Here is a 21,353-nt window from a genome sequence, read left to right on the forward strand (position 1 = left end):
GGGGCGGGGCCGGCCTCGTCAGCGGGTCAGCAGGTGGGCCGCCTCGAGCCCCGCGAGCAGGGCGGTGGTCCCGGCCAGCACGAACGTGGGGCCGCCGATCGGCCGGTAGACCCGGGAGGCACGGTCGTCGTCGTAGCGCCGCCATCCCTCGCCCAGCACCCAGAGCGTGAGCAGGACGATCGGGACCAGCAGCACCAGCGCCGCAGCGCCCAGCTCCGACCAGGTGTGGCGAGCGGTCCCGACGCCCACCGCGAGCAGGGTCAGCGCCGTCCGCTCCCAGGCCAGCGTCGTCCGCTCGTCGCTGGGCACGGTGCGACGGCGCGGCCCGCCGTCCGGCCGCGGGGCGCCGGTCACGGACGGGTCCTCACAGCCACGAGACGATCAGGATGGCGCCGATCCCGGCTACCAGCAGCACCAGCAGGACCCCGAACCCGATCGCCGGCAGCGGCTCCCCGCGCCGCATCGACCGCTCCACCAGGCCCCACTGCAGCCACGACACGAGGGCGGTGAGGAGGGCGAGCCCGACCAGGACCAGCGCGATCGCGTCCTGGACGCCGGCAGGGATCGACAGCTTCACCACGTCGAGGGCGACCCCGGCGGCGAGCAGCGCCAGCGCGGTCCGGACCCAGGCCAGGAACGTCCTCTCGTTGGCGAGGCTGGAGCTGTAGTCCGGCTCCTCGCCCTGGCCATAGACCCACTGTGGCCGGCGCTTCGCTCGCTCATCCATCCATCCAGTGTCACCCCTCCTCACTCATCTTTGGACCGCGCGACCCGCACACAGGCGGCGACCAGGCGGGGGAGGTCGTCCGGGCCCACCAGCGCCGCCAGCCCGGTCGGGGACGTGGGCAGCCCGAGCCGGGCCGCCCCGGTGGCCGCCAGGGGGTCGACGTACGGCGCGAGGTCGGTCCAGACGCCCTGGACCTCGCGGCAGAAGATCGCCGCGCCGGCCGGCCCGATGCCCGTGAACTGCTGCAGGTCGCGCGCGAGGTCGTCGCTGCGGGCGTGCAGCGCGCGCAGGTCCCCGCCGTACTCGTCGAGCACCCGGTCGGCCAGTGCGCCGAGCTGGGTGGAGGTGCGCTCGTCGTAGCGCCGGTAGCCCCCGCGACCCAGTGCGCCGACGCGCTGCTGCCGGGTGGTCCGCCGGGTGCGCTCGGGGGTGGTGCAGCCCGCACGGAACAGCTCGCGCGCGGTGGCGACCGCGACCTCGGAGCGGATCCGCGCGGAGAGCAGCAGCGTGAGCACCAGCAGCTGCCACAGGGGCGCCGGCTGGTCGGCGAGCCGGATCCCCGCGTCCTCGGCGTACGTCGTGCCGTGCCGGTCCAGCAGCGCCCGGACCGTCCTCGCCCGGCCTGCCTGGCTCGCGTCTCCCATGGTGGCTGCGGTACCCGGCCGCGCCTGTCCGTCCCCGTCGCTAGGGTCGCTGGCGTGACCAGCGACCGTGACCTGGCGCGGTGGCGGATCCGCGACCAGCACCTGGCGGCACCGCACGCGGCGTCCGCGTCGGACGTCGTCGCGAGCCTGCTCGCGGTCCAGGCCGAGAACCCCGGCCAGGCGGCGTGGGCGGTCGCGACGCGCACCACCCGGCCCGACCCGGGCGACCTCGACGGGCTGCTCGACACCGGGGCGGTGATCCGCACCCACGTGCTCCGGCCCACCTGGCACTTCGTGGCCAGGGCCGACCTGGGCTGGCTCCAGGAGCTGACCGCGCCGCGGGTCCGCCCGGTCTACTGGCGCCAGCTGGTCGACCAGCACGGCTGGACCGCGCAGGACCTCGAGCGGGCGCTCGCCGGCGTGGTCGAGAGTCTCACCGCGCGGCCGGACCAGACCCGGGAGCAGCTGCGCCAGGACCTCCGCGACCGGGGGATCGTCGTCACCGGGCAGCCCCTGATGCTGCTGCTCGGCCTCGCCGAGACCGACCGCTTGGTCTGCAGCGGCCGGCCACTCGACGGCACCCACACCTACGCGCTGTTCGCGGACCGGGTGGGGACGGACACCCGGTTCGACCGGGACCAGGCCCTCGCCGACCTCGCGGCGCGCTACTTCACCGGGCACGGCCCGGCCACCGCGCGCGACCTGGCCTACTGGGCGACGCTGTCGCTGGGCGACGTGCGCCGGGGCCTCGACGCGGCCCGGCACCTGCTGGCGTCCTTCGAGCACGACGGCCGCACGTTCTGGCACGCCCCGGACACCGCGGCGCCGCGCGGCGACCAGCGCCCGGCGGGCCACCTGCTGCAGATCCTCGACGAGACCTACCGCGGCTACCAGGACAGCCGGTGGGTGCTCGACGCCGAGGGGATCGTCCCGCGGGGCCGGGAGACGGCGATCGGGATGGCGATCGTCGACGCGCAGCTGGTGGGCCGGATGCGGCGCCGGATCGGCGCCCGGGTCGCCTTCGAGGTCACGCCGCACCGGCCGCTGCGGCCGGTCGAGCTCGACGCCCTCGAGGCGGCCGCGGCGCGGTACGGCGAGTTCCTGGGCCTGGACCACGAGCTGGTGCTGCCGGCCTGACCTCCGGCGCCGTCCGGACCGCGGCCCGCCCTCTCTAGGCTGACCCCGTGCCCGACACCGACCTGCCTTCCCGTCTGCGCTCCGCCCTCCTGGCCGCCGACTTCACCTACGACGCGGTGGCCGAGGTGCTCGGTCCCCGGGCGCACGCCGCGCTCGGGCGCAACGAGACGACGCCCGGCCTGCGGCGTACCGCGGGCGGGTCGCCGCTGGAGACGCTGGTGCGGCTCTTCCTGCTCCAGACGCCGGTGCCGCTCGCGGCCGCGGAGTCGGCGCTGCCGGGGCTGGTCGACCGGCTGGCGGTCGAGGGCCTGGTCGAGCAGTCGGTCAGCGAGGTGGCGGCGCGCCTGGACGTGCGCCCCTACGCCACCGACGACCCCGCCCGGCCGCTGTGGGTGGTCAGCGACCTGACGCCCGGCCTGGACGGCGGGCCGGCACGGGTCGGCGCCCAGCACGTGCTCGGCATCAGCCCCGCCTCCACCTCACTGGCCCAGCTGACCCTGCGCGACCGGGTCGGGAGCGCGCTCGACCTCGGGACCGGCTGCGGGGTCCAGGCGCTGCACCTGGCCGGGCACACCGACCGGGTGGTCGCGACCGACGTCAACCCCCGGGCGCTGCAGATGACCGGCTTCAACGCCGCCCTCAACGGCGTGGCCGACCGGGTGGACGTGCGCGACGGCTCGTTCTTCGAGCCGGTCCGCGGCGAGCAGTTCGACCTGATCGTCACCAACCCGCCGTTCGTGATCTCGCCCGCGACCGGCGAGCGGCTGGTCTACCGCGACTCCGGCCTGCCCGGGGACCGGGTCGTGGAGGACATCGTCCGCGCGGCACCGGGCCACCTGGCCCCCGGCGGCTGGTGCCAGGTGCTGGCCAACTGGGTGATCACCCAGGGCCGGCCGTGGGAGGAGCGGCTGCTGCCGTGGGTCGCGGCGGACTGCGACGCGTTCGTGGTGCAGCGCGAGGTCCTGGACCCCGCGGCGTACGTCGAGCTGTGGCTCAAGGACTCCGGCCACCACGGCGGACCCGACTACGCCGCCCGCTACGACACCTGGCTCTCCTGGTTCGACGAGCAGCGCATCGAGGCGATCGGGTTCGGCTGGATCAACCTGCGGCGCAGCGGCGCCGAGGAGCCGGCCCGGGAGCTGCTGGAGTGGCCCTACGACGTCGAGCAGCCCATCGCGCCCGCCATCGGCGCGTGGGCCGACGCCGCCGACGCCCTGGCCGACGGGGTCGGTCCGGAGAGCCGCCTCGTGGTCCGCGCCGACGTCCAGCAGGAGTCCCTGTCCGCCCCCGGCGCGGAGGACCCCACGACGCTCGTGCTGCGCCAGCAGCGCGGGCTGCGCCGCGCCCGCACCGCCGACACCCTGACCGCCGGGCTGGTCGGCGCCTGCGACGGGGAGCTGTCGGTCGGCCAGATCCTCGACGCGCTCGCGCAGCTGCTGGAGCGCGACGCCGCGGAGACCCGGACGACGTACCTGCCGCTGGTGCGCGAGCTGGTCGCCGAGGGGTTCCTCGAGCCCGCCTGAGCCGGCCCCGGACGGCCCACCGGCGGCGTGCGGGCCGGAGGTGCTCGTGGGCACGCGCTACCGTGAGCCGCCGTGGGCCCGCACGGGGTCCCGCCCACCGCGGCGACACAGCGGCAACCGCAGGGAGAAAGAGCAGCAGTGGCACACAAGTTGGTGATCGTCGAGTCTCCGGCGAAGGCTCAGAAGATCGGGGGCTTCCTCGGCAAGGGGTACGTCGTCGAGTCCTCCGTCGGTCACATCCGCGACCTCCCGCAGAGCGCTGCCGACACCCCCGCGAAGATCAAGGACAAGCCGTGGGGCCGGCTGGCGGTCGACGTCGACCACGGCTTCGAGCCCTACTACGTCGTGCCGCGGCGCCAGAAGGACCAGGTCAAGAAGCTCAAGTCGCTGCTCAAGGACGCCGACGAGCTCTTCCTGGCCACCGATGAGGACCGCGAGGGCGAGGCCATCGCCTGGCACCTGCTCGACGAGCTGAAGCCGAAGGGCATCCCGGTCAAGCGGATGGTCTTCCACGAGATCACCGAGCCCGCGATCCTCGCGGCCGCGGAGAACCCCCGCGACCTCGACATGGACCTCGTCGAGGCCCAGGAGGCGCGCCGGATCCTGGACCGGCTCTACGGCTACGAGGTCTCCCCGGTGCTGTGGAAGAAGGTCATGTCCGGCCTCTCCGCCGGCCGCGTGCAGTCGGTGGCGACCCGGCTGGTCGTCGACCGCGAGCGCGAGCGGATGAAGTTCAAGGTCGCCTCCTACTGGGACCTCGAGGGCACCTTCGACGCCGGCAGCAAGCACGACCAGCGGATGTTCCCGGCCCGGCTGCACACCGTCGACGGCGCCCGGGTGGCCCGCGGCGGCGACTTCGGCCCCGACGGGCTGCTGAAGGCCTCCTCCGACGGCAAGGTCGTGCACCTCGACCGCACCCGGGCCGAGGGCCTGGTGGCGGCGCTGGAGACCTCGACCTACGAGGTGCGCTCGGTCGAGTCCAAGCCGTACCGCCGCAGCCCGTACGCGCCGTTCCGGACGACGACCATGCAGCAGGAGGCCAGCCGCAAGCTCGGCATGAGCGCCGCGACCGCGATGTCGGTCGCCCAGCGGCTCTACGAGAACGGCTTCATCACCTACATGCGTACCGACTCCTCCACGCTCTCGGGCGCGGCGATCGAGGCGGCGCGCAGCCAGGTCCGCGAGCTCTACGGCTCGGAGTACCTGCCGGACAAGCCGCGCACCTACGCCTCCAAGGTCAAGAACGCCCAGGAGGCGCACGAGGCGATCCGCCCGGCCGGCGACACCTTCCGGACCCCGGCCCAGACCGGGCTGCGCGGCGAGCAGTTCCGCCTCTACGAGCTGATCTGGATGCGCACGGTCGCCTCCCAGATGAAGGACGCGGTCGGCAACACCGTCACGATCCGCCTCGGCGGGACCGCCGCCACCGGCGAGGACGTCGTGTTCACGACCAGCGGCCGCACGATCACCTTCCACGGCTTCCTCAAGGCCTACGTCGAGGGCACCGACGACGCGTCGGCCGCCAAGGACGACGCCGAGACCCGGGTGCCCGCGCTGGTCCAGGGCGAGGCCGTCTCGGCCGCCTCGATCAGCGCGAACGGCCACGAGACCAAGCCGCCGGCGCGCTACACCGAGGCCACGCTGGTCAAGGAGCTGGAGGAGCGCGAGATCGGGCGCCCCTCGACGTACGCCGCGATCATCAAGACCATCACCGACCGCGGCTACGTCTACAAGAAGGGCAACGCGCTGGTGCCGGCGTGGCTGGCCTTCTCGGTCACCCGGCTGCTCGAGGAGCACTTCCCGCGGCAGATCTCCTATGAGTTCACCGCCGAGATGGAGGGTGTCCTCGACGCGATCGCGGCGGGTCGCAAGGACCGCAACACCGAGCTCGCCGAGTTCTACTTCGGCTCCGGCGACGTGGACGGGCTCAAGAAGCTCGTCGACGAGCTGGGCGAGATCGACGCCCGGGAGCTGGCGACGTTCCCGGTCGGCGGGCCCGACTCCGGCATCAACCTGCGGGTGGGTCGCTACGGGCCCTACCTCGAGGGCCCCGACGAGGACGGCAACCCGATCGGCAAGCGCGCCAACGTGCCCGACGACCTGCCTCCCGACGAGCTGACCCTGGAGAAGGCCAAGGAGCTGTTCGAGAACCCGGCCGGCGAGGAGATCGAGCTCGGCGTGCACCCGGAGACCGGTCTGCGGGTCGTGGCGAAGAACGGCCGCTTCGGCCCCTACGTCACCGAGCTGCTGCCGGAGGACGCGCCGAAGAGCGCCAAGCCCCGCACCGGGTCGCTGTTCGCGTCGATGTCGCTGGACACCGTCTCTCTCGAGGACGCCGTCAAGCTGCTCTCGCTGCCTCGGGTGGTCGGCACCACCGAGGACGGCGAGGAGATCACCGCGCAGAACGGCCGCTACGGGCCGTACCTGAAGAAGGGCACCGACTCCCGCTCGCTGGCCAGCGAGGAGCAGCTCTTCACGGTCACGCTCGACGAGGCGCTGAAGATCTACGCCCAGCCCAAGCAGCGCGGCCGCGCCGCCGCGGCGCCGCCGCTCAAGGAGCTCGGCAACGACCCGGTCTCCGGGCAGCCGGTCGTGGTCAAGTCCGGCCGCTTCGGCGAGTACGTCACCGACGGTGAGTACAACGCCACGCTGCGCAAGGACGACTCGGTCGAGTCGATCACGCTGGAGCGGGCCGCCGAGCTGCTCGCCGACCGCCGCGAGCGGGGCCCGGCGAAGAAGACCGCGAAGAAGGCGGCCAAGAAGACCACCGCGAAGAAGACCACCGCCAAGAAGACGACGGCGGCGAAGAAGACCACCGCGAAGAAGACCACCAAGAAGGCCCCGGCGAAGGCCGCGGCCAAGAAGTCCTGACGCCGTCGGCGGCCGGCCGCCCTCGGCCGGCCGGGCCGTCGGAGCCGACGCTTAGGGTTGCCCCGTGATCAGTCCCGGTGTGTACGCCTCCTCCGGTGTCTTCGTCTCCTTCGAGGGCGGCGAGGGCTCGGGCAAGTCGACCCAGTCCCGGCTGCTGGGCGACTGGCTGCGGGGGGAGGGCTACGCGGCGCACCTGACCTTCGAGCCCGGCGACACCCCGGTCGGCAAGGAGCTGCGCCGGATCGTGCTCAGCCCGGCCACCGGGGTGCTCAGCGACCGCACCGAGGTGCTGCTCTACGCCGCCGACAAGGCCGAGCACGTCGACACGGTCGTGCGGCCGGCGCTGGCGCGCGGTGCGGTCGTGGTCACCGACCGCTACGTCGACTCGATGCTGGCCTACCAGGGCGCCGGGCGGGCGCTCGACCCCGCCGACGTGGCCGAGGTCGAGCGGGTCGCCCGGTGGGCGACCGGCGACCTGCGCCCGCACCTGACGGTGCTGCTCGACCTGGAGCCGACCGAGGGCCTGGGCCGCTTCGAGGACCGCGACCGGATGGAGGGCGAGTCCCTGGAGTTCCACCAGCGGGTGCGCGCCGCCTTCCTCGAGCTGGCCGCCGCCGACCCCGAGCACTACCTCGTGCTGGACGCCCGGTCCCCGATCGAGCAGATCGCTGCCGCCGTCCGCGCCCGTGTCGGCACCCTGCTGGCCGGGGCCACCCGCGGAGGTCAGCGGTGAGCGCCGCGGTCGCGGCCCCCGTGCCGAGCGTCTGGGACCAGCTCGTCGGCCAGCGCCGGGCCGCGCAGGCGCTGCGCGACGCCGCGGCCGGCCGCGGCATGAGCCATGCCTGGCTGTTCACCGGGCCGCCCGGCTCCGGGCGGTCCAACGCCGCCGTCGCGTTCGCCGCGGCGCTGCAGTGCGAGCGCACCCCCGAGGAGCCCGGCTGCGGGCACTGCCACTCGTGCCGGACCGTGCTGAGCGGCTCGCACGCCGACGTGAAGCGGGTCAGCACCTCCGGCCTCTCCCTCAAGGTGGATCTGGTGCGCGACCTGGTGCGCTCCTCGGCACTGACCCCGGTCGGGCGCGGCTGGCAGATCATCGTGGTCGAGGACGCCGACCGGCTCACCGAGAAGGCCGTCAACGCCCTGCTCAAGGCCATCGAGGAGCCCGCCCCGCGCACCGTGTGGATGCTCTGCGCGCCCACGGTCGAGGACGTGCTGCCCACGGTCCGCTCGCGGTGCCGGCTGGTCACGCTGACGACCCCCGGACCCGACGACGTCGCGGACTTCCTGGTCCGCATCGACGGCGTCGACCCCGCGCTGGCCGCGCATGCAGCCCGCGCCAGCCAGGGCCACATCGGCCGGGCCCGGGCGCTGGCCCGCGACCCCGCCACCCGCCAGCGGCGCAGCGAGGTCGTGGCGATGCCCGCCCGGCTCACCTCGCTGGGGGCGGCGATGCGCTTCGCCAGCCGGCTCGCCGAGGTCAGCAAGGACGAGGCCGAGCAGCTCACCGGCGACCTCGACGCCCGGGAGAAGGCCGAGCTGGACACGGCGTACGGCGTCGTCGAGCGGGGCCGCCGCCCCCGCGAGTACGCCCCCGCGCTCGCCGAGCTGACCAAGGAGCAGAAGTCGCGGGCCAAGCGGCGGGTGCTCGACGTCGTCGACCGCGCGCTGATGGACCTCGTGTCGGTCTACCGCGACGCGATCGCGCTCGCCACCGGCGCCCCCGGGCCGCTGGTCAACGAGGAGATCCGTGCCGACGTGCAGGCGGTTGTGGCCAGCTCCAGCCCCGAGCTGAACCTGCGCCGGATCGGGTGGATCTTCGAGGCGCGCGAGCAGATGCTCGACTTCAACGTGCCCGTCGCGCTCGCGCTGGAGTCGATGATGGTCGCGCTGCTCGCCCCGGAAGCGGTGGGCCGGTGAAGCCCGCTGTCGTCCGGGTCGTCGTGGTCGTGATCGTCCTGGCCCTGGTCCTCGCGGCGGTCGGCGTCGCGATCACCGCGCTGGTCTCCGGGCCCGGCGAGGAGAGCGGCGAGGGCCCCTGGAGCCCCGCGCCCACCGGCACGGCCGAGCCCGGCGCGACCGACGCGCCGACGCCGGCGCTGGCGACGTACTACGACCAGCAGCTCGACTGGGAGCGCTGTCGCGAGGACTTCGAGTGCGCCACGCTCACGGTGCCGCTGGACTACGCCGACCCGGGCGGTCGCACCATCGAGCTGGCGCTGCTCAAGGACCCCGCGGCCGCGCCCGACCGGCGCCTGGGCTCGCTGGTGGTGAACCCCGGCGGCCCCGGCGCCGCCGGCACCGACTACGCCGAGGCGGCGAGCGGCCAGTTCAGCCCCGCCGTGACCGAGCACTACGACGTGGTCGGGTTCGACCCGCGCGGCACCGGCGCGAGCGCCCCGGTGGACTGCCTCACCGACGACGAGCTCGACGAGTACCTCGCCGCCGACCCCGCACCGGACACCGACGCGGAGGTCCGGCGCACCATCGAGCTGGCGTCGGCCTTCGGCCGCGGCTGCGCGGAGCGCTCCGGGGAGGTCGCGGCGCACGTGTCCACGGTCGAGACGGTCCGCGACCTCGACGTGCTCCGGGCCGCGCTGGGCGAGGCCGAGCTGGCCTACCTCGGCGCGTCGTACGGCACCCAGATCGGGGCGACCTACGCCGAGCTGTTCCCCCAGCGCGTGGGCCGGCTGGTCCTCGACGGCGCGGTCGACGTCTCGCTCGACGCCCGCGGCCAGGCACTGGGCCAGGCGCGCGGCTTCGAGACAGCGCTGCGCTCCTACGTCCGCGACTGCGTCGGCCGCGGACCCGAGGGCTGCTTCCTGGGCTACACGGTGGAGGAGGGCCTCGCGACCATCGCCGGCCTGCTCGACGACATCGACCGCGAGCCGCTGTCGTCCTCCGACGGCCGGGAGCTCGCCGTCGGCGACGCGTTCCTCGGCCTGGTGACGCCGCTGTACGTGCGCGAGTACTGGGACCTGCTGGACCGCGGCCTGGAGATGGCGCTCGACGGCGACGGGACCGTGCTGATGCTGATGGCCGACGCCTACGCCTCCCGCGGCCCGGAGGGCTACCTCAACAACAGCTCCGAGGCGATCGTGGCGATCAACTGCCTCGACGACCCCGGCTCCGTGCCCGCGGACCGGATCCCGCAGGAGTACGCCGCCTTCGAGAAGGCCTCCCCGACGCTCGGGCGGGTCTTCGCCTGGGGCCTGGTCGGGTGCGCCGACTACCCGCTGCGGGCCAGCGAGCCGGCGCCGCAGGTGCGCGGCGCGGGCGCGGCGCCGATCCTGGTCGTCGGCACCACCCGCGACCCGGCCACGCCGTACGCCTGGGCCGAGGCGCTGGCCGACCAGCTGGAGTCGGGGGTGCTGGTCACCCGCGACGGCGACGGCCACACCGGCTACGGCGCCGGCAACGACTGCGTCGACGCCGCCGTGGACGCCTACCTGCTCGAGGGCACGGTGCCCGAGGACGGCCTGCGCTGCTGAGACCGGCTGGCCGATCGCGGGCCTGCCGTGCCTACTGCCGGCCTACCGCGGGCGCACCGGCTCCGCGATCGCCTGGATCCGGGCGGTCGCCAGCTCGATCATCAGCTGCGCCGCGGGGGAGAGGACGGCGCCGGCGCGGTGCACGATCGCGAGCGTGTCGTACTGCCGCGGGCGCAGCGAGACCCACCCGGCACCGGGGGCGAGCCGCGGCACCAGCTGCTCGGCCGCGCCGCGGTTGACCACCGAGTCGGCCAGGCCCAGCCCGACCAGCTCGACGGCGGTCTCGACGTCCTCGACCTCGATCCGGGTCTGGGGGTTGCGGCCCGTCTCGTGCAGCATCTGGCGCAGCACCATCCGGGTCGAGTCGCGTGAGCGCCAGGTCGTCTCCGGCATCACCAGCGAGGCCTGGGAGAGCCGGTGCGCGGTCACCGGGCCGGTCAGCCGGGCGGGGTCGGCGGAGACGTAGACCAGCTCGTCGCGGGCGACCGGGGTGACCGTGAGGCCCTCGCTGGAGGCGCTGGGGACCGCGATCATCGCCGCCTCCAGGCGGCCGCGGCGCAGGTCGTCCTGGACGTCGAGGGAGTTCTGCCCCACCAGCTCCACCCGGACACCGGGGTGACGCGCCAGCACGTCGGCGACGAGCCCGGCCCCGGCGTACAGGCGGGCGGTGCCGAACATCCCGAACCGGATCGTCCCGGTCTCCAGCGACCGCGCGCTCTGCACGGCCCGCCGGGTGTCGTCGACGGCGGCGAGCACCCGCTCGGCGTGCGGGCGCAGGGTGTCGGCGACCGTGGTCGGCACCATCCCGCGGCCGACCCGGCGGAACAGCTGCACCCCCAGGGTCCGCTCCAGCCCGCGGATCTGCTCGGAGACCGACGGCTGGGCGTAGCCCAGCTGCTCGGCCGCGGCGGTGAGCGAGCCGTGCTCGTAGGTGGCGAGGAAGCAGGTCAGCTGGTGGATCGAGAGCATCCGAGGACTATAGGCAAACCCTGTGGCTTCTGCTGGAAAGAGAGGCTACCCCTATGGCTTCGGAGTTGGCATGCTGAGGTTGACAACCCGTGTCGAGACGAAAGGAAACCGCGGTGTTCCTTCACACCTGCAGCGCCTGCGCCAAGCGCCAGCTCATCTTCCCCAGCCAGATCACCGCGGTGGCCGCCGGCGACCACGGTCCGGTCGCGACCTTCACCTGCTGGTGCGGCGCCGAGCAGTCCGCGCCGCTGAACCTGGTTCCGCGGGAGTCCGAGGACCCCGCCGAACGCCGCGACGTCGAGCTCGTCGCCTGACCCGTTCCGCCCGCGCCGCCTGCCCGTTTCGACCGGGGCAGGCGGCGTCCGTATACTTCCCCCGTTGCCCGGCTGGTCTGCGGACCCTGCCGGGCAGCACGCCGCCTTAGCTCAGTCGGTAGAGCGAGTCACTCGTAATGACTAGGTCGTCAGTTCGATTCTGACAGGCGGCTCCACCAGAACGGCCCCTGACCTGCGCACACGCAGGCGGGGGCTGTTGGCGTTCGGGACCCGAGCGGGCGACGTCGGTCCAAGTCCGTTGAGCCTCGGGGAGATCCGCGCCGGCCCGCATGCGGACGGCGCGGGCGGGTACCCGCGCGGCCTCCCAGAGGAAGGTGCAGCGATGAGCGAGAGCTCCGGAGATCTCGGCCGGCTCGACGACGACGCCGAGGAGCGCGAGGAGGCCTCTACGACCGAGGGGGCCGCGGCGGCCGGCGACTACGACCCCGCCCAGGGCTCGCCCGGACCGGCCCATCCGGTCGGCGAGGACTTCCCCGACGAGGCCACGTCGTACGCCGATCCCGAGCACCGCGGACGCTCCGAGACGGCCGACTGAAGCTGCCGCGTCCGCGCACCCCGGGCTCCCGTGCCGGGGGCGCCGCGGGACCCGGCATGCTGGGGCCATGCGTTTCACCGAGCACGAGCTGACCGCCGCGCTGACCGGGACCGCCAAGGCGGTGCTGGCGGCCCAGCGCAAGGACGTCCGCAAGGGCAAGGCGGACATCGACACGGTCTGGGACACCATGGACCGCTACCAGCGCTTCACGCTGCTCGACGGGCTCGGCACCCAGGTGCTCCCGGTGCTGGTCGCGCTGCCCGACGTCGAGGTCGAGGCCGGCACCCGGCCGACGTTCACCGACGCGCAGGTCACCGAGGCCGTCGAGGGGTTGGTCGGCGACGCCGGCGGCCGGGTGCGGCGCAAGGTCGTCGTCAAGACCCGCGCCGAGCTGGTCAAGATCGCGCTCTCCCACGTCCCGCCCCGACAGGACCCGGACGCGCTGATCGTGCCGGACCACCTCTGAGCCGGCTTGTAACGCGCTGTTCGCACCACTAGGCGCCCGCTGCAACGGGCGCCTAGTGCAGCGAACGTCGCGTTACATGGCGCGGAAGACCCCGTCCCGCCCGCGGCCCGGCGGTAGCCTCCCGGCCATGCGCTACGCACGCCTGGGCAGCACCGGCCTCGAAGTGTCCGTCCTGAGCCTGGGCTGCATGAGCTGGGGCGATCCCGGCAAGGGCTGGCACCCCTGGATCCTCGACGAGGAGGCCGCCCGCCCGATCGTGCGCGCGGCGTACGAGGCCGGCATCAACGTCGTCGACACCGCGAACGTCTACGCCCAGGGCACCAGCGAGGAGGTCACCGGCCGCCTGATCCGCGAGCTCGCGCCCCGCGAGGAGTGGGTGATCGCCACCAAGGTGCACGGGGTGATGCGTCCCGGCCCGAACGGCGGCGGGCTGTCGCGGCGGGCGATCCTGAGCGAGATCGACGCGAGCCTGCGCCGGCTCGGGGTCGACCACGTCGACCTCTACCAGATCCACCGGTGGGACCCGCACACGCCGATCGAGGAGACCATGGAGGCCCTCCACGACGTCGTGAAGGCCGGCAAGGCCCGCTACCTCGGCGCCTCCTCGATGTACGCCTGGCAGTTCGCGAAGGCCCAGTACACCGCCGACCTCGGGGGCTGGACCCGGTTCGTGTCGATGCAGGACCACTACAACCTCCTCTACCGCGAGGAGGAGCGCGAGATGCTCCCGTTCTGCGCCGACCAGGGGGTCGGAGTGCTGCCGTGGAGCCCGTTGGCCCGGGGCCGGCTCGCCCGCGACTGGGACGAGACCACCGCGCGGCTCGAGACCGACGAGTGGGGCCGCAACCTCTACCGCGAGGAGGACCGGGCCATCGTCGACGCGGTCGGCGCCGTCGCCGACCGGCGCGGCGTACCGCGGGCGCAGGTGGCGCTGGCCTGGCTGCTGCACCAGCCCGCCGTGACCTCGCCGATCGTCGGCGTGACCAAGCTCCGGCACCTCACCGACGCGGTCGCCGCCGTCGACCTCCGGCTGAGCGACGACGAGCTCGCCGAGCTCGGGGCCGGCTACCTGCCGCACGCCGTCGCCGGGCACGCCTGACGGCCCGGGTTGCGGGTACTGGGCCGGTCTGCCCAGGAGGTGCTGATGACCGACCCGACGCCCGAGATGGCGAAGCTCGCCGAGCTCGTCGACGCCGCCCGGATCTGCATGGTCACGACGATGACCGCCGCCGGCGCCCACGTGAGCCGGCCGATGGCGCTGCAGGACGTGGAGTTCGACGGCGACCTGTGGTTCTTCACCTACGACGACTCCGCGAAGGCCGAGCAGGTACGCCGGCACCCGGCCGTCAACGTCTCGTTCGCCGACCACCGCAACACCTCGTGGACCTCGGTCTCCGGGCAGGCGGAGATGGTCCACGACCGGGCCCAGGCCGAGCGGCTGTGGTCGGCACCGCTGAAGGTGTGGTTCCCCGACGGGATCGACACCCCCGGCCTGGCGCTGCTGCGGGTTCAGGCGGAGACGGCGGAGTACTGGGAGTCCCCGAGCTCGCGGGTCAAGCGGCTCCTCGGCGCCGCCCGGGCAGCAGTGACGGGCGACCCGGACAAGTTCCCCGGTGACAACCGGACCGTCCGCCTGGACCCCTGACCCGGGGCCGGTCCTGGCCGGCCGCTGTGTGAAGGTGGGCGGATGCCGCCCCGCACCTCGCCCCGAGCCAGCACCCGGACCCGCCGCCCGCCCCGCCCCGACATGCCGGTGCCGGTGGGCGCCCGGGAGGTCTTCACCGACGGCGCCTGCGCCGGCAACCCCGGCCCCGGCGGCTGGGCCTGGGCGATCGACGAGGCGGTCTGGGCCTCGGGCGCCGAGGCGCCCTCGACCAACCAGCGGATGGAGGTCCGCGCCGCGCTCGAGGCGGTGCTCGCCCTCGAGGGCCCGCTGGTGGTGGTCAGCGACTCGACGTACGTCGTGAACTGCTTCCGGGACGGCTGGTGGCGCGGCTGGCGCACGCGCGGCTGGACCAACGCCGCCAAGCAGCCGGTCGCCAACCGGGATCTGTGGGAGCCGCTGGTCGACGCCGTCGACGCCCGCGGCGACGTGGCGTTCCGCTGGGTGAAGGGCCACTCGGGCAACCGGATGAACGACCTCGTGGACCGGCTGGCGGTGGCCGCCAGCAAGCAGGCCGGCTGAGTCCGGCCGGGGATCCTCGGCCCCGGCCAGTGTCCCCTATCGCACGAACCGGAACAGCGGGCTCTCCGGCCCGACGACCTCGACCCGCAGCGGGGAGCTCTCCATCCGGGCCAGCAGGCCGGCGAGGTCGGCGGCGTGCTGGAGCTCGATGCCGACCAGCGCGGGGCCGGTCTCGCGGTTGCTGCGCTTGACGTACTCGAACAGCGTGATGTCGTCGTCGGGGCCGAGCACCTCGTCGAGGAAGCGGCGCAGGGCGCCGGGCTCCTGGGGGAACTCCACCAGGAAGTAGTGCTTGAGGCCCTCGTAGACCAGCGCCCGCTCGACGACCTCGGCGTAGCGGCTGACGTCGTTGTTGCCGCCCGAGACGATCACCACGACCGTCGAGCCGGGCGCCAGGTCCAGGCCCTCGAGCCGCAGCGCCGCCGAGGCGAGGGCGCCCGCGGGCTCGGCGATGATGCCGTCGGACTGGTAGAGGTCGAGCATCTCCACGGCCACCAGGCCCTCGGGCACCGCCACCAGGTCGGGGGAGTGGCGGCGTACGACGTCGAAGGTCCAGGCGCCCGCCTTGCGCACCGCGGCGCCGTCGACGAAGCCGTCCAGCCCGTCCAGGCCGAGCTCGACCGGCGCGCCGGCGGCCACCGCGGCCGCCATGCAGGCAGCCCCGGCGGGCTCGGCGCCGATCACGCGCACCCCCGGGGCCCGCTCGGCGAGGTGGGTGAGCATCCCGGCGATCAGGCCGCCACCCCCGACCGGCACCACCACGGCGTCGGGCGGTGCGCCCAGCTGGCCGATCAGCTCCGCGGCCACGGTCCCCTGGCCGGCGATCGTGCGCGGGTCGTCGAAGGCCGCGACCGGCGTCGCGCCCGAGCTGGCGGCGTACGCCGCGCTGGTGGCGGCGGCCTCGTCGTAGGTGTCGCCGATGATCACGGTCTCGACCAGGCCCGCCCCGAGGACCTGGATCCGCTCCCGCTTCTGCCGGGGCGTCGTGCGCGGCAGGTGCACCCGCGCCCGGACCCCCGCCCGGGCGCAGGCCAGCGCGACGCCCTGGGCGTGGTTGCCGGCGCTGGCGCAGGTCACGCCGCGGGCGCGGGCCTCCTCGGAGAGCTGGTCGATCAGGTTGTAGGCGCCGCGCACCTTGTAGGAGCGCACCGGCTGCAGGTCCTCGCGCTTGAGCCAGACGTCCAGGCCGAGCAGGGCCGAGAGCCGCGCGTTGTGCTGCAGCGGCGTGGGCGCGATGACCCCGGCCAGGCGGGTGGCGGCACGGTCGACGTCGGCGGCGGTGGGGAGTTCCATCGCTGCGCAGCCTCTCATCCGTCCGAGCCGTTCCCGCGCTCAGTCCGTCTCCCGGGCGCCCGCCCGGTCGCGACCGTCGCGCCGAGCTCCGGGTCCGCCTGCACCCGCGCGTCCAGCCCGGCCGCGGTCATCAGCGCCGCCGTGCCCGGGCCCTGCTCGTGGCTGGTCTCGATCAGCAGCAGACCGCCCGGAGCCAGCCACGACGGGGCCCGGGCCGCCACCCGCCGCTGCACCTCGAGCCCGTCGGCGCCGCCGTCGAGCGCCACGGCGGGCTCGTGCAGTCGCGCCTCGGGTGGCATCAGCGCGATCGCGTCGGTCGGCACGTACGGCGCGTTCACGGCCAGCACGTCCACCCGGCCGCGCAGGTCGGCCGGCAGCGCGGCGTACAGGTCGCCTTGGTGGACCCGGTCCGCCGGCAGGTTGCGGCGCGCGCAGGCCACCGCCGCCGGGTCCAGGTCCGCGGCGTGCACCTCGGCGCCCGGCACCCGCGCCGCGAGCGCCGCCCCGACCGCCCCGGAGCCGCAGCACAGGTCGACGGCGACGGCACCCGGGCGCAGGTCGGCGGCCGCGAGCCGGACCAGGTACGCCGTGCGCCGCCGCGGCACGAACACCCCGGGCTCGACGCGCACCCGCAGCCCGTCCAGCTCCGCCCAGCCGAGGAGAGTCTCCAGCGGCAGCCCGGCGACCCGGTCGGCGACCAGCCGCTCCAGCGCGGTCGGGTCGTCCGCCTCGGCGGCGGCCTGCCGCAGCAGCGCCGCCTCCTCCTCGGCGTACACGCAGCCGGCCGCGCGCAGCCGCGCGGCGATCCCGGACTCGACCTGCTCGGGGGTCACCGGGGTCGCCGCATCGGCAGGTGCGCGATCCCGTCCTCGACGAACTCCGGGCCGCTGACCTCGAAGCCGAACCTGGCGTACCAGCCGGCCAGCGGCGACTGCGCGTCCAGCACGCAGGGCCGGTCCCCGGTCTCGGCCAGCGCGGCCCGGATCAGCAGGTCGGCCAGGCCCCGCCCGCGCGCCGGGCGGGCCAGCGCGACCCGGCCGATCCGGGCCTGGCCGCCGTCGTCGAGGACCCGGGCGCAGCCCACCAGCTCGCCGTCGAGGCGACCCAGGACGTGCCGGGTCCCGGGCTCGAGGTCGCGGCCGTCCAGGTCCGGGTAGGGGCACGCCTGCTCGACCACGAACACGTCCTGGCGCAGCCGCCACAGCTCGTACGCCGTGCGCGGGTCGAGGTCGGCCACGGCGTGCACGCTGATCTCCACGGCGGCAGTGTCACAGATCGGGGCCCGCCTGCGGCAGCCCCGCCGGCGCGCTAGGGTCGAGGCCACAGACAGGGGAGCACGTCCCGGGCCACCGGAAGCGTGCTGAGAGTGCGGACCAGCCGCAGACCCTCCGAACCTGCTCCGGTTAGCACCGGCGAAGGGAGTCCAGATGCCGTCCATTCGTGCGCGCGCAACCACGACGGTCCGCGGGATCGTCACCAGCGGCCTGATCGTTGGCCTGATCACCGGCGTGAGCGCCTGCTCGGTCGTCGGGTCCGGCGACGACGGGGCCGAGCCCGCCGACCGGGTAGTCCTCGTCACCCACGAGTCCTTCAACCTCCCCGACGAGCTGGTCGCCCGGTTCGAGGACGAGACCGGGCTGGAGCTCACGGTCCGCCCGGCCGGGGACGCCGGGACCCTGACCAACAAGCTCGTGCTGACCCGCGACAACCCCACCGGCGACGTCGCCTTCGGCGTCGACAACGCCTTCGCCTCCCGCGCCGTCGCCGAGGGCGTCTTCGCGCCGTACGCCGCGGAGCTGCCGGAGGGCGCGGAGGCCTTCGCGCTGCCCGGCGACCCGGGTGAGGGTGCGGGTCTGCTCACGCCTGTCGACACCGGCAACGTGTGCGTCAACGTCGACGACACCTGGTTCGCCGAGCGCGGGCAGCAGCCGCCGGCGACGCTGGAGGACCTGCGCAAGCCGGCCTACCGGGACCTGCTCGTCGTGCCGGGGGCGGCCACCAGCTCGCCCGGGATGGCCTTCCTGCTGGCCACGATCGCCGAGTACGGCGACCGGTGGCCGGACTACTGGGCGGACCTGATGGCCAACGGCGCCAAGCTCACCGACGGCTGGTCGGACGCCTACCAGGCCGAGTTCACCCAGGGCGGCGGCCCCGGCACCCGGCCGATCGTGGTCTCCTACGACTCCTCGCCGGCGTTCACGCTGGACGAGGAGGGCGGCACCACCACCAGCGCGCTGCTCGACACCTGCTTGCGCCAGGTGGAGTACGCCGGGGTGCTGGCCGGCGCGGACAACCCGGACGGGGCCGAGCAGCTGGTCGACTTCCTCCTCAGCGACGACGTCCAGGCCGCGCTGCCGGAGAGCATGTACGTCTTCCCGGTCTCCTCGGCGGTCGAGCTGCCCGAGGACTGGGCGCGGTTCGCGCGCCAGCCCGAGGCGCCCTACGAGCTGGACCCCGCCGAGGTCGACGCCAACCGCGACGCCTGGCTGCGCGAGTGGAGCGACGTCACCAGCCGATGAGGCGTCCGCTGACCCTGGTGGCGCTGGCCGCGGCGCCGGTCCTGGCCCTGGGGGTCTTCTTCGTGCTCCCGGTCACCGGGATGCTGGCCGAGGGCTTCTGGGTGGACGGCCGGTTCGCGCCGGGCGAGGTGCTCGCGGTCCTCGGCCGGCCGCGGGTGCACCGGGTGCTGTGGTTCACGCTCTGGTCGGCCACGGCCGCGACGGCGGTCGCGGTGCTGCTCGGCCTGCCCGCGGCGTACGCCGTCTCCCGGCTGGCGCTGCCCGGCCGGGGGGCGCTGCGCGCGGCGCTGATGGTGCCGTTCGTGCTGCCGACGGTGGTCGTGGGCGTGGCGTTCCAGCAGCTGCTCGGCGAGGACGGCCCGCTGGGCTTCCTCGGGCTGGACGGCAGCCCGGTCGCGATCGTGCTGGGCCTGGCGTTCTTCAACGTCTCGGTGGTGGTGCGGGTGGTCGGCGGTGCCTGGGAGTCGCTCGACCCGCGTCCCGCGGAGGCGGCCGCCGCGCTGGGCGCCGGGCCGGCCCAGGTCTTCCGCACCGTCACCTGGCCGGCGCTGCGCCCGGCCGTGGTCTCGGCGGGCAGCGTGGTGTTCCTCTTCTGCGCCGCCGGGTTCGGCGTGGTGCTGACCCTCGGCGGCCTGCGCTACGCCTCGGTCGAGACCGAGATCTACCTGCTCACCACGAACCTGCTCGACCTCCAGGCAGCCGCCGCGCTCTCGGTGCTCCAGCTGCTGGTGGTCGGCTCGTTGCTACTGGTCGCGGGCCGGCTGCGGGCGGTCCCCGACGCCCGGGTGGCCCGCACGGTGGCCCGTCCGCGTGCGGCCCGACGCGGCGACGTCCCGGTGCTCCTGGCCACGGCGCTGCTGGTGGTCTACGTGGCCGCCCCGGTGCTGACGCTGGTGGCCGGCTCGCTGCGCGTCGACGGGGCCTGGAGCCTGGCCAACTACCGCGCGCTCGGCACCGAGGGGTCCGAGCAGGCGCTGCTGGTCCCGGTCACCGCGGCGCTGGGCAACTCGGTGCGCACCGCCGTCGACGCGACCTGGATGGCCGTGCTGCTCGGCCTGCTGGTCGCGGTGGTCGTGACCGGCCGCTCGCGCTCCCGGGCGGAGCGCCGGGTGCGCGGCCTCCTGGACGGGTTCTTCATGCTGCCGCTGGGCGTCTCGGCCGTGACCGTGGGGTTCGGCTTCCTGATCACGCTGGACCGGCCGCCGCTGGACCTGCGCGACTCCGGGCTGCTGGTGCCGGTCGCCCAGGCGCTGGTCGCGCTGCCGCTGGTGGTGCGCACGCTGGTGCCGGTCCTCCAGGGGATCGACGACCGGCAGCGGCAGGCCGCGGCCTCGCTCGGTGCGGGCCCGCTGCGCAGCGCGCTGACCGTCGACCTGCCGATCGTGTGGAAGCCGCTGCTGGCCGCCGCCGGTTTCGCGTTCGCGGTCTCGCTGGGGGAGTTCGGCGCCACCTCGTTCCTGGCCCGCGAGGACGCCCCCACGCTGCCGGTCGTGATCTTCCGGCTGATCGGACACCCGGGGGCGATGAACTACGGCATGGCCCTGGCCGGCTCCGTGGTGCTCGCGGCCACGACCGCCGTGGTGATGCTGGCCGTCGAGCGGCTGCGCGTCGGCTCGGTGGGGACGTTCTGATGCTGACGATCACCGACGCGAGCGTGGCCTACGACGGGGTCCCGGTGGTCCGCGACGTCAGCCTCGGGCTCGCCGACGGCGCCGTGCTGGCGGTGCTCGGGCCCTCCGGCAGCGGGAAGTCCACGCTGCTGCGGGCGGTCGCCGGCCTGGAGCCGCTCGCCGCCGGCTCGGTCGCCTGGGACGGTCGCGACCTGGCCCGGGTGCCGACCCACAAACGCGGCTTCGCGCTGATGTTCCAGGACGGCCAGCTCTTCGACCACCTCACGGTGGGCCGCAACGTCGGCTACGCGCTGCGGCTGCGCCGCGACCGGCACGAGGCCGACCGGGTGGCGGAGCTGCTGGCTCTGGTCGGCCTCACCGGGTACGCCGACCGGCTGCCCGGCACGCTCTCCGGTGGCGAGCGGCAGCGGGTGGCGCTGGCTCGCGCGCTCGCCGTACGTCCCCGGCTGCTGCTGCTCGACGAGCCGCTCTCGGCGCTCGACGCGGGGCTGCGCGAGCGGCTGGCCCTGGACCTGCGCGGGATCCTGCGCGAGTCCGGCACCACCGCGCTGATGGTGACCCACGACCACGAGGAGGCCTTCACGGTCGCGGACCGGCTGGCCGTGATGCGCGCGGGCCGGCTGGTGCAGGAGGGCGAGATCGGCGACGTCTGGCGCGAGCCGGCGGACCCGGAGACCGCGCTGTTCCTCGGCTACGCCCGGGTGCTGCGGGGTCCGCAGGCGTCGGCGGTGCTAGCCGCCGCGGGGCTGGCGCCGGCACCCGCGGTCGCCGTACGGCGCTCGGCGCTGACAGTCGCCGACGGGGGCCGGCTGCGTGCGGTGGTGGTCTCCGCCCGCGCCACGCCCGGGCAGGCGCGCCTCGTCGTCGACGTCGAGGGCGTCGGCGAGCTCGACGCCGTGGCCGGCCTGGACCGGCCCCCGGGCCCGGGGGAGACGGTGCGGCTGGCGGTCGACCCCGGCCGGGTGGCAGTGCTGGCGGCCGGGAGCTAGCCCGGCGCCTGCCGGCCCTGCTGGGTCCTGCTGCGGCATTG

Annotated in this window: 22 protein-coding genes, 1 tRNA gene and 1 riboswitch; of the genes, 16 read left to right on the top strand and 7 right to left on the bottom strand. The window is 74.7% G+C overall.

The features are described 5' to 3' along the window. Positions 1-18: 18 nt before the first annotated feature. Genes EBO35_RS01420 through EBO35_RS01430 form a run of 3 tightly spaced genes read right to left on the bottom strand, consistent with a single transcriptional unit; the run spans position 19 to position 1,371 of the window. On the bottom strand, positions 19-354 hold the full coding sequence (locus tag EBO35_RS01420) for a DUF202 domain-containing protein (protein WP_122816148.1): 336 nt from the start codon (positions 352-354) through the stop codon (positions 19-21). Between the two features lie 10 nt (positions 355-364). Then, positions 365-727, bottom strand: a complete 363-nt coding sequence (locus EBO35_RS01425) for a YidH family protein (protein WP_122816149.1) — start codon at positions 725-727, stop codon at positions 365-367. A 20-nt stretch (positions 728-747) separates the two neighbouring features. Beyond that, entirely contained in the window at positions 748-1,371 is a 624-nt protein-coding gene (locus EBO35_RS01430; protein WP_122819197.1) for an endonuclease, read from the bottom strand. A gap of 54 nt (positions 1,372-1,425) precedes the next feature. On the opposite strand from EBO35_RS01430, the gene EBO35_RS01435 reads away from it, so the two are divergent. The 6 genes from EBO35_RS01435 to EBO35_RS01460 all read left to right on the top strand — a co-directional run bounded on the left by EBO35_RS01435 (position 1,426) and on the right by EBO35_RS01460 (position 10,390). Further along, a complete protein-coding gene (locus tag EBO35_RS01435) occupies positions 1,426-2,508 on the top strand; it encodes a winged helix DNA-binding domain-containing protein (protein WP_164477756.1) in 1,083 nt (360 codons plus the stop codon). Positions 2,509-2,555: 47 nt separating this feature from the next. Continuing rightward, positions 2,556-4,031 (top strand): DUF7059 domain-containing protein, encoded by a 1,476-nt coding sequence (locus tag EBO35_RS01440; RefSeq protein ID WP_122816151.1) that lies wholly within the window; start codon positions 2,556-2,558, stop codon positions 4,029-4,031. A 138-nt stretch (positions 4,032-4,169) separates the two neighbouring features. Then, entirely contained in the window at positions 4,170-6,902 is a 2,733-nt protein-coding gene (gene topA / locus EBO35_RS01445; protein ID WP_122816152.1) for a type I DNA topoisomerase, read from the top strand. Positions 6,903-6,966: 64 nt separating this feature from the next. Continuing rightward, on the top strand, positions 6,967-7,635 hold the full coding sequence (gene tmk, locus EBO35_RS01450) for a dTMP kinase (RefSeq protein WP_122816153.1): 669 nt from the start codon (positions 6,967-6,969) through the stop codon (positions 7,633-7,635). After that, positions 7,632-8,819 (top strand): DNA polymerase III subunit delta', encoded by a 1,188-nt coding sequence (locus EBO35_RS01455; RefSeq protein WP_241153802.1) that lies wholly within the window; start codon positions 7,632-7,634, stop codon positions 8,817-8,819. The genes tmk and EBO35_RS01455 overlap by 4 nt, the downstream gene beginning before the upstream one ends. Further along, on the top strand, positions 8,816-10,390 hold the full coding sequence (locus tag EBO35_RS01460; protein ID WP_122816154.1) for an alpha/beta hydrolase: 1,575 nt from the start codon (positions 8,816-8,818) through the stop codon (positions 10,388-10,390). The genes EBO35_RS01455 and EBO35_RS01460 overlap by 4 nt, the downstream gene beginning before the upstream one ends. A gap of 42 nt (positions 10,391-10,432) precedes the next feature. Here EBO35_RS01460 and EBO35_RS01465 read toward each other — a convergent pair whose 3' ends face one another. Then, positions 10,433-11,359: a LysR family transcriptional regulator gene (locus tag EBO35_RS01465; RefSeq protein WP_122816155.1), complete on the bottom strand. Its 927-nt coding sequence runs from the start codon at positions 11,357-11,359 to the stop codon at positions 10,433-10,435. Between the two features lie 113 nt (positions 11,360-11,472). Between EBO35_RS01465 and EBO35_RS01470 the strand changes: the two genes are divergently transcribed. From EBO35_RS01470 to EBO35_RS01500, 7 genes are all read left to right on the top strand, one after another. Further along, positions 11,473-11,673 carry a hypothetical protein gene (locus EBO35_RS01470; RefSeq protein WP_122816156.1) on the top strand — a complete coding sequence of 67 codons (201 nt, stop codon included), beginning with the start codon at positions 11,473-11,475 and terminating at the stop codon, positions 11,671-11,673. A gap of 100 nt (positions 11,674-11,773) precedes the next feature. After that, positions 11,774-11,849, top strand: a tRNA-Thr gene (locus EBO35_RS01475). Positions 11,850-12,016: 167 nt separating this feature from the next. Beyond that, the gene (locus EBO35_RS01480) at positions 12,017-12,229 is read left to right on the top strand and encodes a hypothetical protein (protein WP_122816157.1); all 213 of its coding nucleotides are present in this window, start codon (positions 12,017-12,019) and stop codon (positions 12,227-12,229) included. 67 nt (positions 12,230-12,296) lie between these two features. After that, on the top strand, positions 12,297-12,695 hold the full coding sequence (locus tag EBO35_RS01485; RefSeq protein ID WP_122816158.1) for a hypothetical protein: 399 nt from the start codon (positions 12,297-12,299) through the stop codon (positions 12,693-12,695). Positions 12,696-12,822: 127 nt separating this feature from the next. Further along, positions 12,823-13,794, top strand: a complete 972-nt coding sequence (locus EBO35_RS01490; RefSeq protein ID WP_122816159.1) for an aldo/keto reductase — start codon at positions 12,823-12,825, stop codon at positions 13,792-13,794. 45 nt (positions 13,795-13,839) lie between these two features. Further along, entirely contained in the window at positions 13,840-14,340 is a 501-nt protein-coding gene (locus EBO35_RS01495; RefSeq protein ID WP_122816160.1) for a pyridoxamine 5'-phosphate oxidase family protein, read from the top strand. Positions 14,341-14,382: 42 nt separating this feature from the next. Next, positions 14,383-14,880: a ribonuclease H family protein gene (locus EBO35_RS01500; protein WP_241153803.1), complete on the top strand. Its 498-nt coding sequence runs from the start codon at positions 14,383-14,385 to the stop codon at positions 14,878-14,880. 36 nt (positions 14,881-14,916) lie between these two features. Here the strand turns inward: EBO35_RS01500 and ilvA are convergent, their stop codons facing one another. The 3 genes from ilvA to EBO35_RS01515 are packed head-to-tail and all read right to left on the bottom strand — an operon-like array spanning position 14,917 to position 17,431. Then, positions 14,917-16,173 (bottom strand): threonine ammonia-lyase IlvA, encoded by a 1,257-nt coding sequence (gene ilvA, locus EBO35_RS01505; protein ID WP_241153804.1) that lies wholly within the window; start codon positions 16,171-16,173, stop codon positions 14,917-14,919. Between the two features lie 14 nt (positions 16,174-16,187). Beyond that, positions 16,188-17,006 (bottom strand): putative protein N(5)-glutamine methyltransferase, encoded by an 819-nt coding sequence (locus tag EBO35_RS01510; protein ID WP_206422634.1) that lies wholly within the window; start codon positions 17,004-17,006, stop codon positions 16,188-16,190. Then, on the bottom strand, positions 17,003-17,431 hold the full coding sequence (locus tag EBO35_RS01515) for a GNAT family N-acetyltransferase (protein ID WP_122816162.1): 429 nt from the start codon (positions 17,429-17,431) through the stop codon (positions 17,003-17,005). The genes EBO35_RS01510 and EBO35_RS01515 overlap by 4 nt, the downstream gene beginning before the upstream one ends. Before the next feature lie 60 nt (positions 17,432-17,491). After that, a riboswitch (TPP riboswitch) is annotated at positions 17,492-17,611 on the top strand. Here EBO35_RS01515 and EBO35_RS01520 point away from each other — a divergent pair. From EBO35_RS01520 to EBO35_RS01530, 3 genes are all read left to right on the top strand, one after another. Continuing rightward, on the top strand, positions 17,601-18,692 hold the full coding sequence (locus tag EBO35_RS01520) for a thiamine ABC transporter substrate-binding protein (RefSeq protein WP_122816163.1): 1,092 nt from the start codon (positions 17,601-17,603) through the stop codon (positions 18,690-18,692). It overlaps the preceding riboswitch by 11 nt. Further along, complete coding sequence (locus EBO35_RS01525) at positions 18,689-20,323, top strand: ABC transporter permease (RefSeq protein ID WP_122816164.1); 1,635 nt, start codon at positions 18,689-18,691, stop codon at positions 20,321-20,323. Before EBO35_RS01520 ends, EBO35_RS01525 begins: the two co-directional genes overlap by 4 nt. Next, positions 20,323-21,312, top strand: a complete 990-nt coding sequence (locus tag EBO35_RS01530) for an ABC transporter ATP-binding protein (protein ID WP_122816165.1) — start codon at positions 20,323-20,325, stop codon at positions 21,310-21,312. The genes EBO35_RS01525 and EBO35_RS01530 overlap by 1 nt, the downstream gene beginning before the upstream one ends. Positions 21,313-21,353 lie beyond the last annotated feature (41 nt).

It is taken from the genome of Nocardioides pantholopis, assembly GCF_003710085.1.
In the GTDB taxonomy this organism is placed as follows: domain Bacteria; phylum Actinomycetota; class Actinomycetes; order Propionibacteriales; family Nocardioidaceae; genus Nocardioides; species Nocardioides pantholopis.

Bases quoted from the DNA above. Each gene is read 5' to 3' on its own strand.
- EBO35_RS01425 (WP_122816149.1), bottom strand. From the start codon at position 727: ATGGATGAGCGAGCGAAGCGCCGGCCACAGTGGGTCTATGGCCAGGGC.
- EBO35_RS01495 (WP_122816160.1), top strand. From the start codon at position 13,840: ATGACCGACCCGACGCCCGAGATGGCGAAGCTCGCCGAGCTCGTCGAC.
- ilvA (WP_241153804.1), bottom strand. From the start codon at position 16,173: ATGGAACTCCCCACCGCCGCCGACGTCGACCGTGCCGCCACCCGCCTG.
- EBO35_RS01465 (WP_122816155.1), bottom strand. From the start codon at position 11,359: ATGCTCTCGATCCACCAGCTGACCTGCTTCCTCGCCACCTACGAGCAC.
- EBO35_RS01500 (WP_241153803.1), top strand. From the start codon at position 14,383: ATGCCGCCCCGCACCTCGCCCCGAGCCAGCACCCGGACCCGCCGCCCG.
- EBO35_RS01520 (WP_122816163.1), top strand. From the start codon at position 17,601: ATGCCGTCCATTCGTGCGCGCGCAACCACGACGGTCCGCGGGATCGTC.
- EBO35_RS01480 (WP_122816157.1), top strand. From the start codon at position 12,017: ATGAGCGAGAGCTCCGGAGATCTCGGCCGGCTCGACGACGACGCCGAG.
- EBO35_RS01485 (WP_122816158.1), top strand. From the start codon at position 12,297: ATGCGTTTCACCGAGCACGAGCTGACCGCCGCGCTGACCGGGACCGCC.
- EBO35_RS01430 (WP_122819197.1), bottom strand. From the start codon at position 1,371: ATGGGAGACGCGAGCCAGGCAGGCCGGGCGAGGACGGTCCGGGCGCTG.
- EBO35_RS01530 (WP_122816165.1), top strand. From the start codon at position 20,323: ATGCTGACGATCACCGACGCGAGCGTGGCCTACGACGGGGTCCCGGTG.
- EBO35_RS01490 (WP_122816159.1), top strand. From the start codon at position 12,823: ATGCGCTACGCACGCCTGGGCAGCACCGGCCTCGAAGTGTCCGTCCTG.
- EBO35_RS01525 (WP_122816164.1), top strand. From the start codon at position 18,689: ATGAGGCGTCCGCTGACCCTGGTGGCGCTGGCCGCGGCGCCGGTCCTG.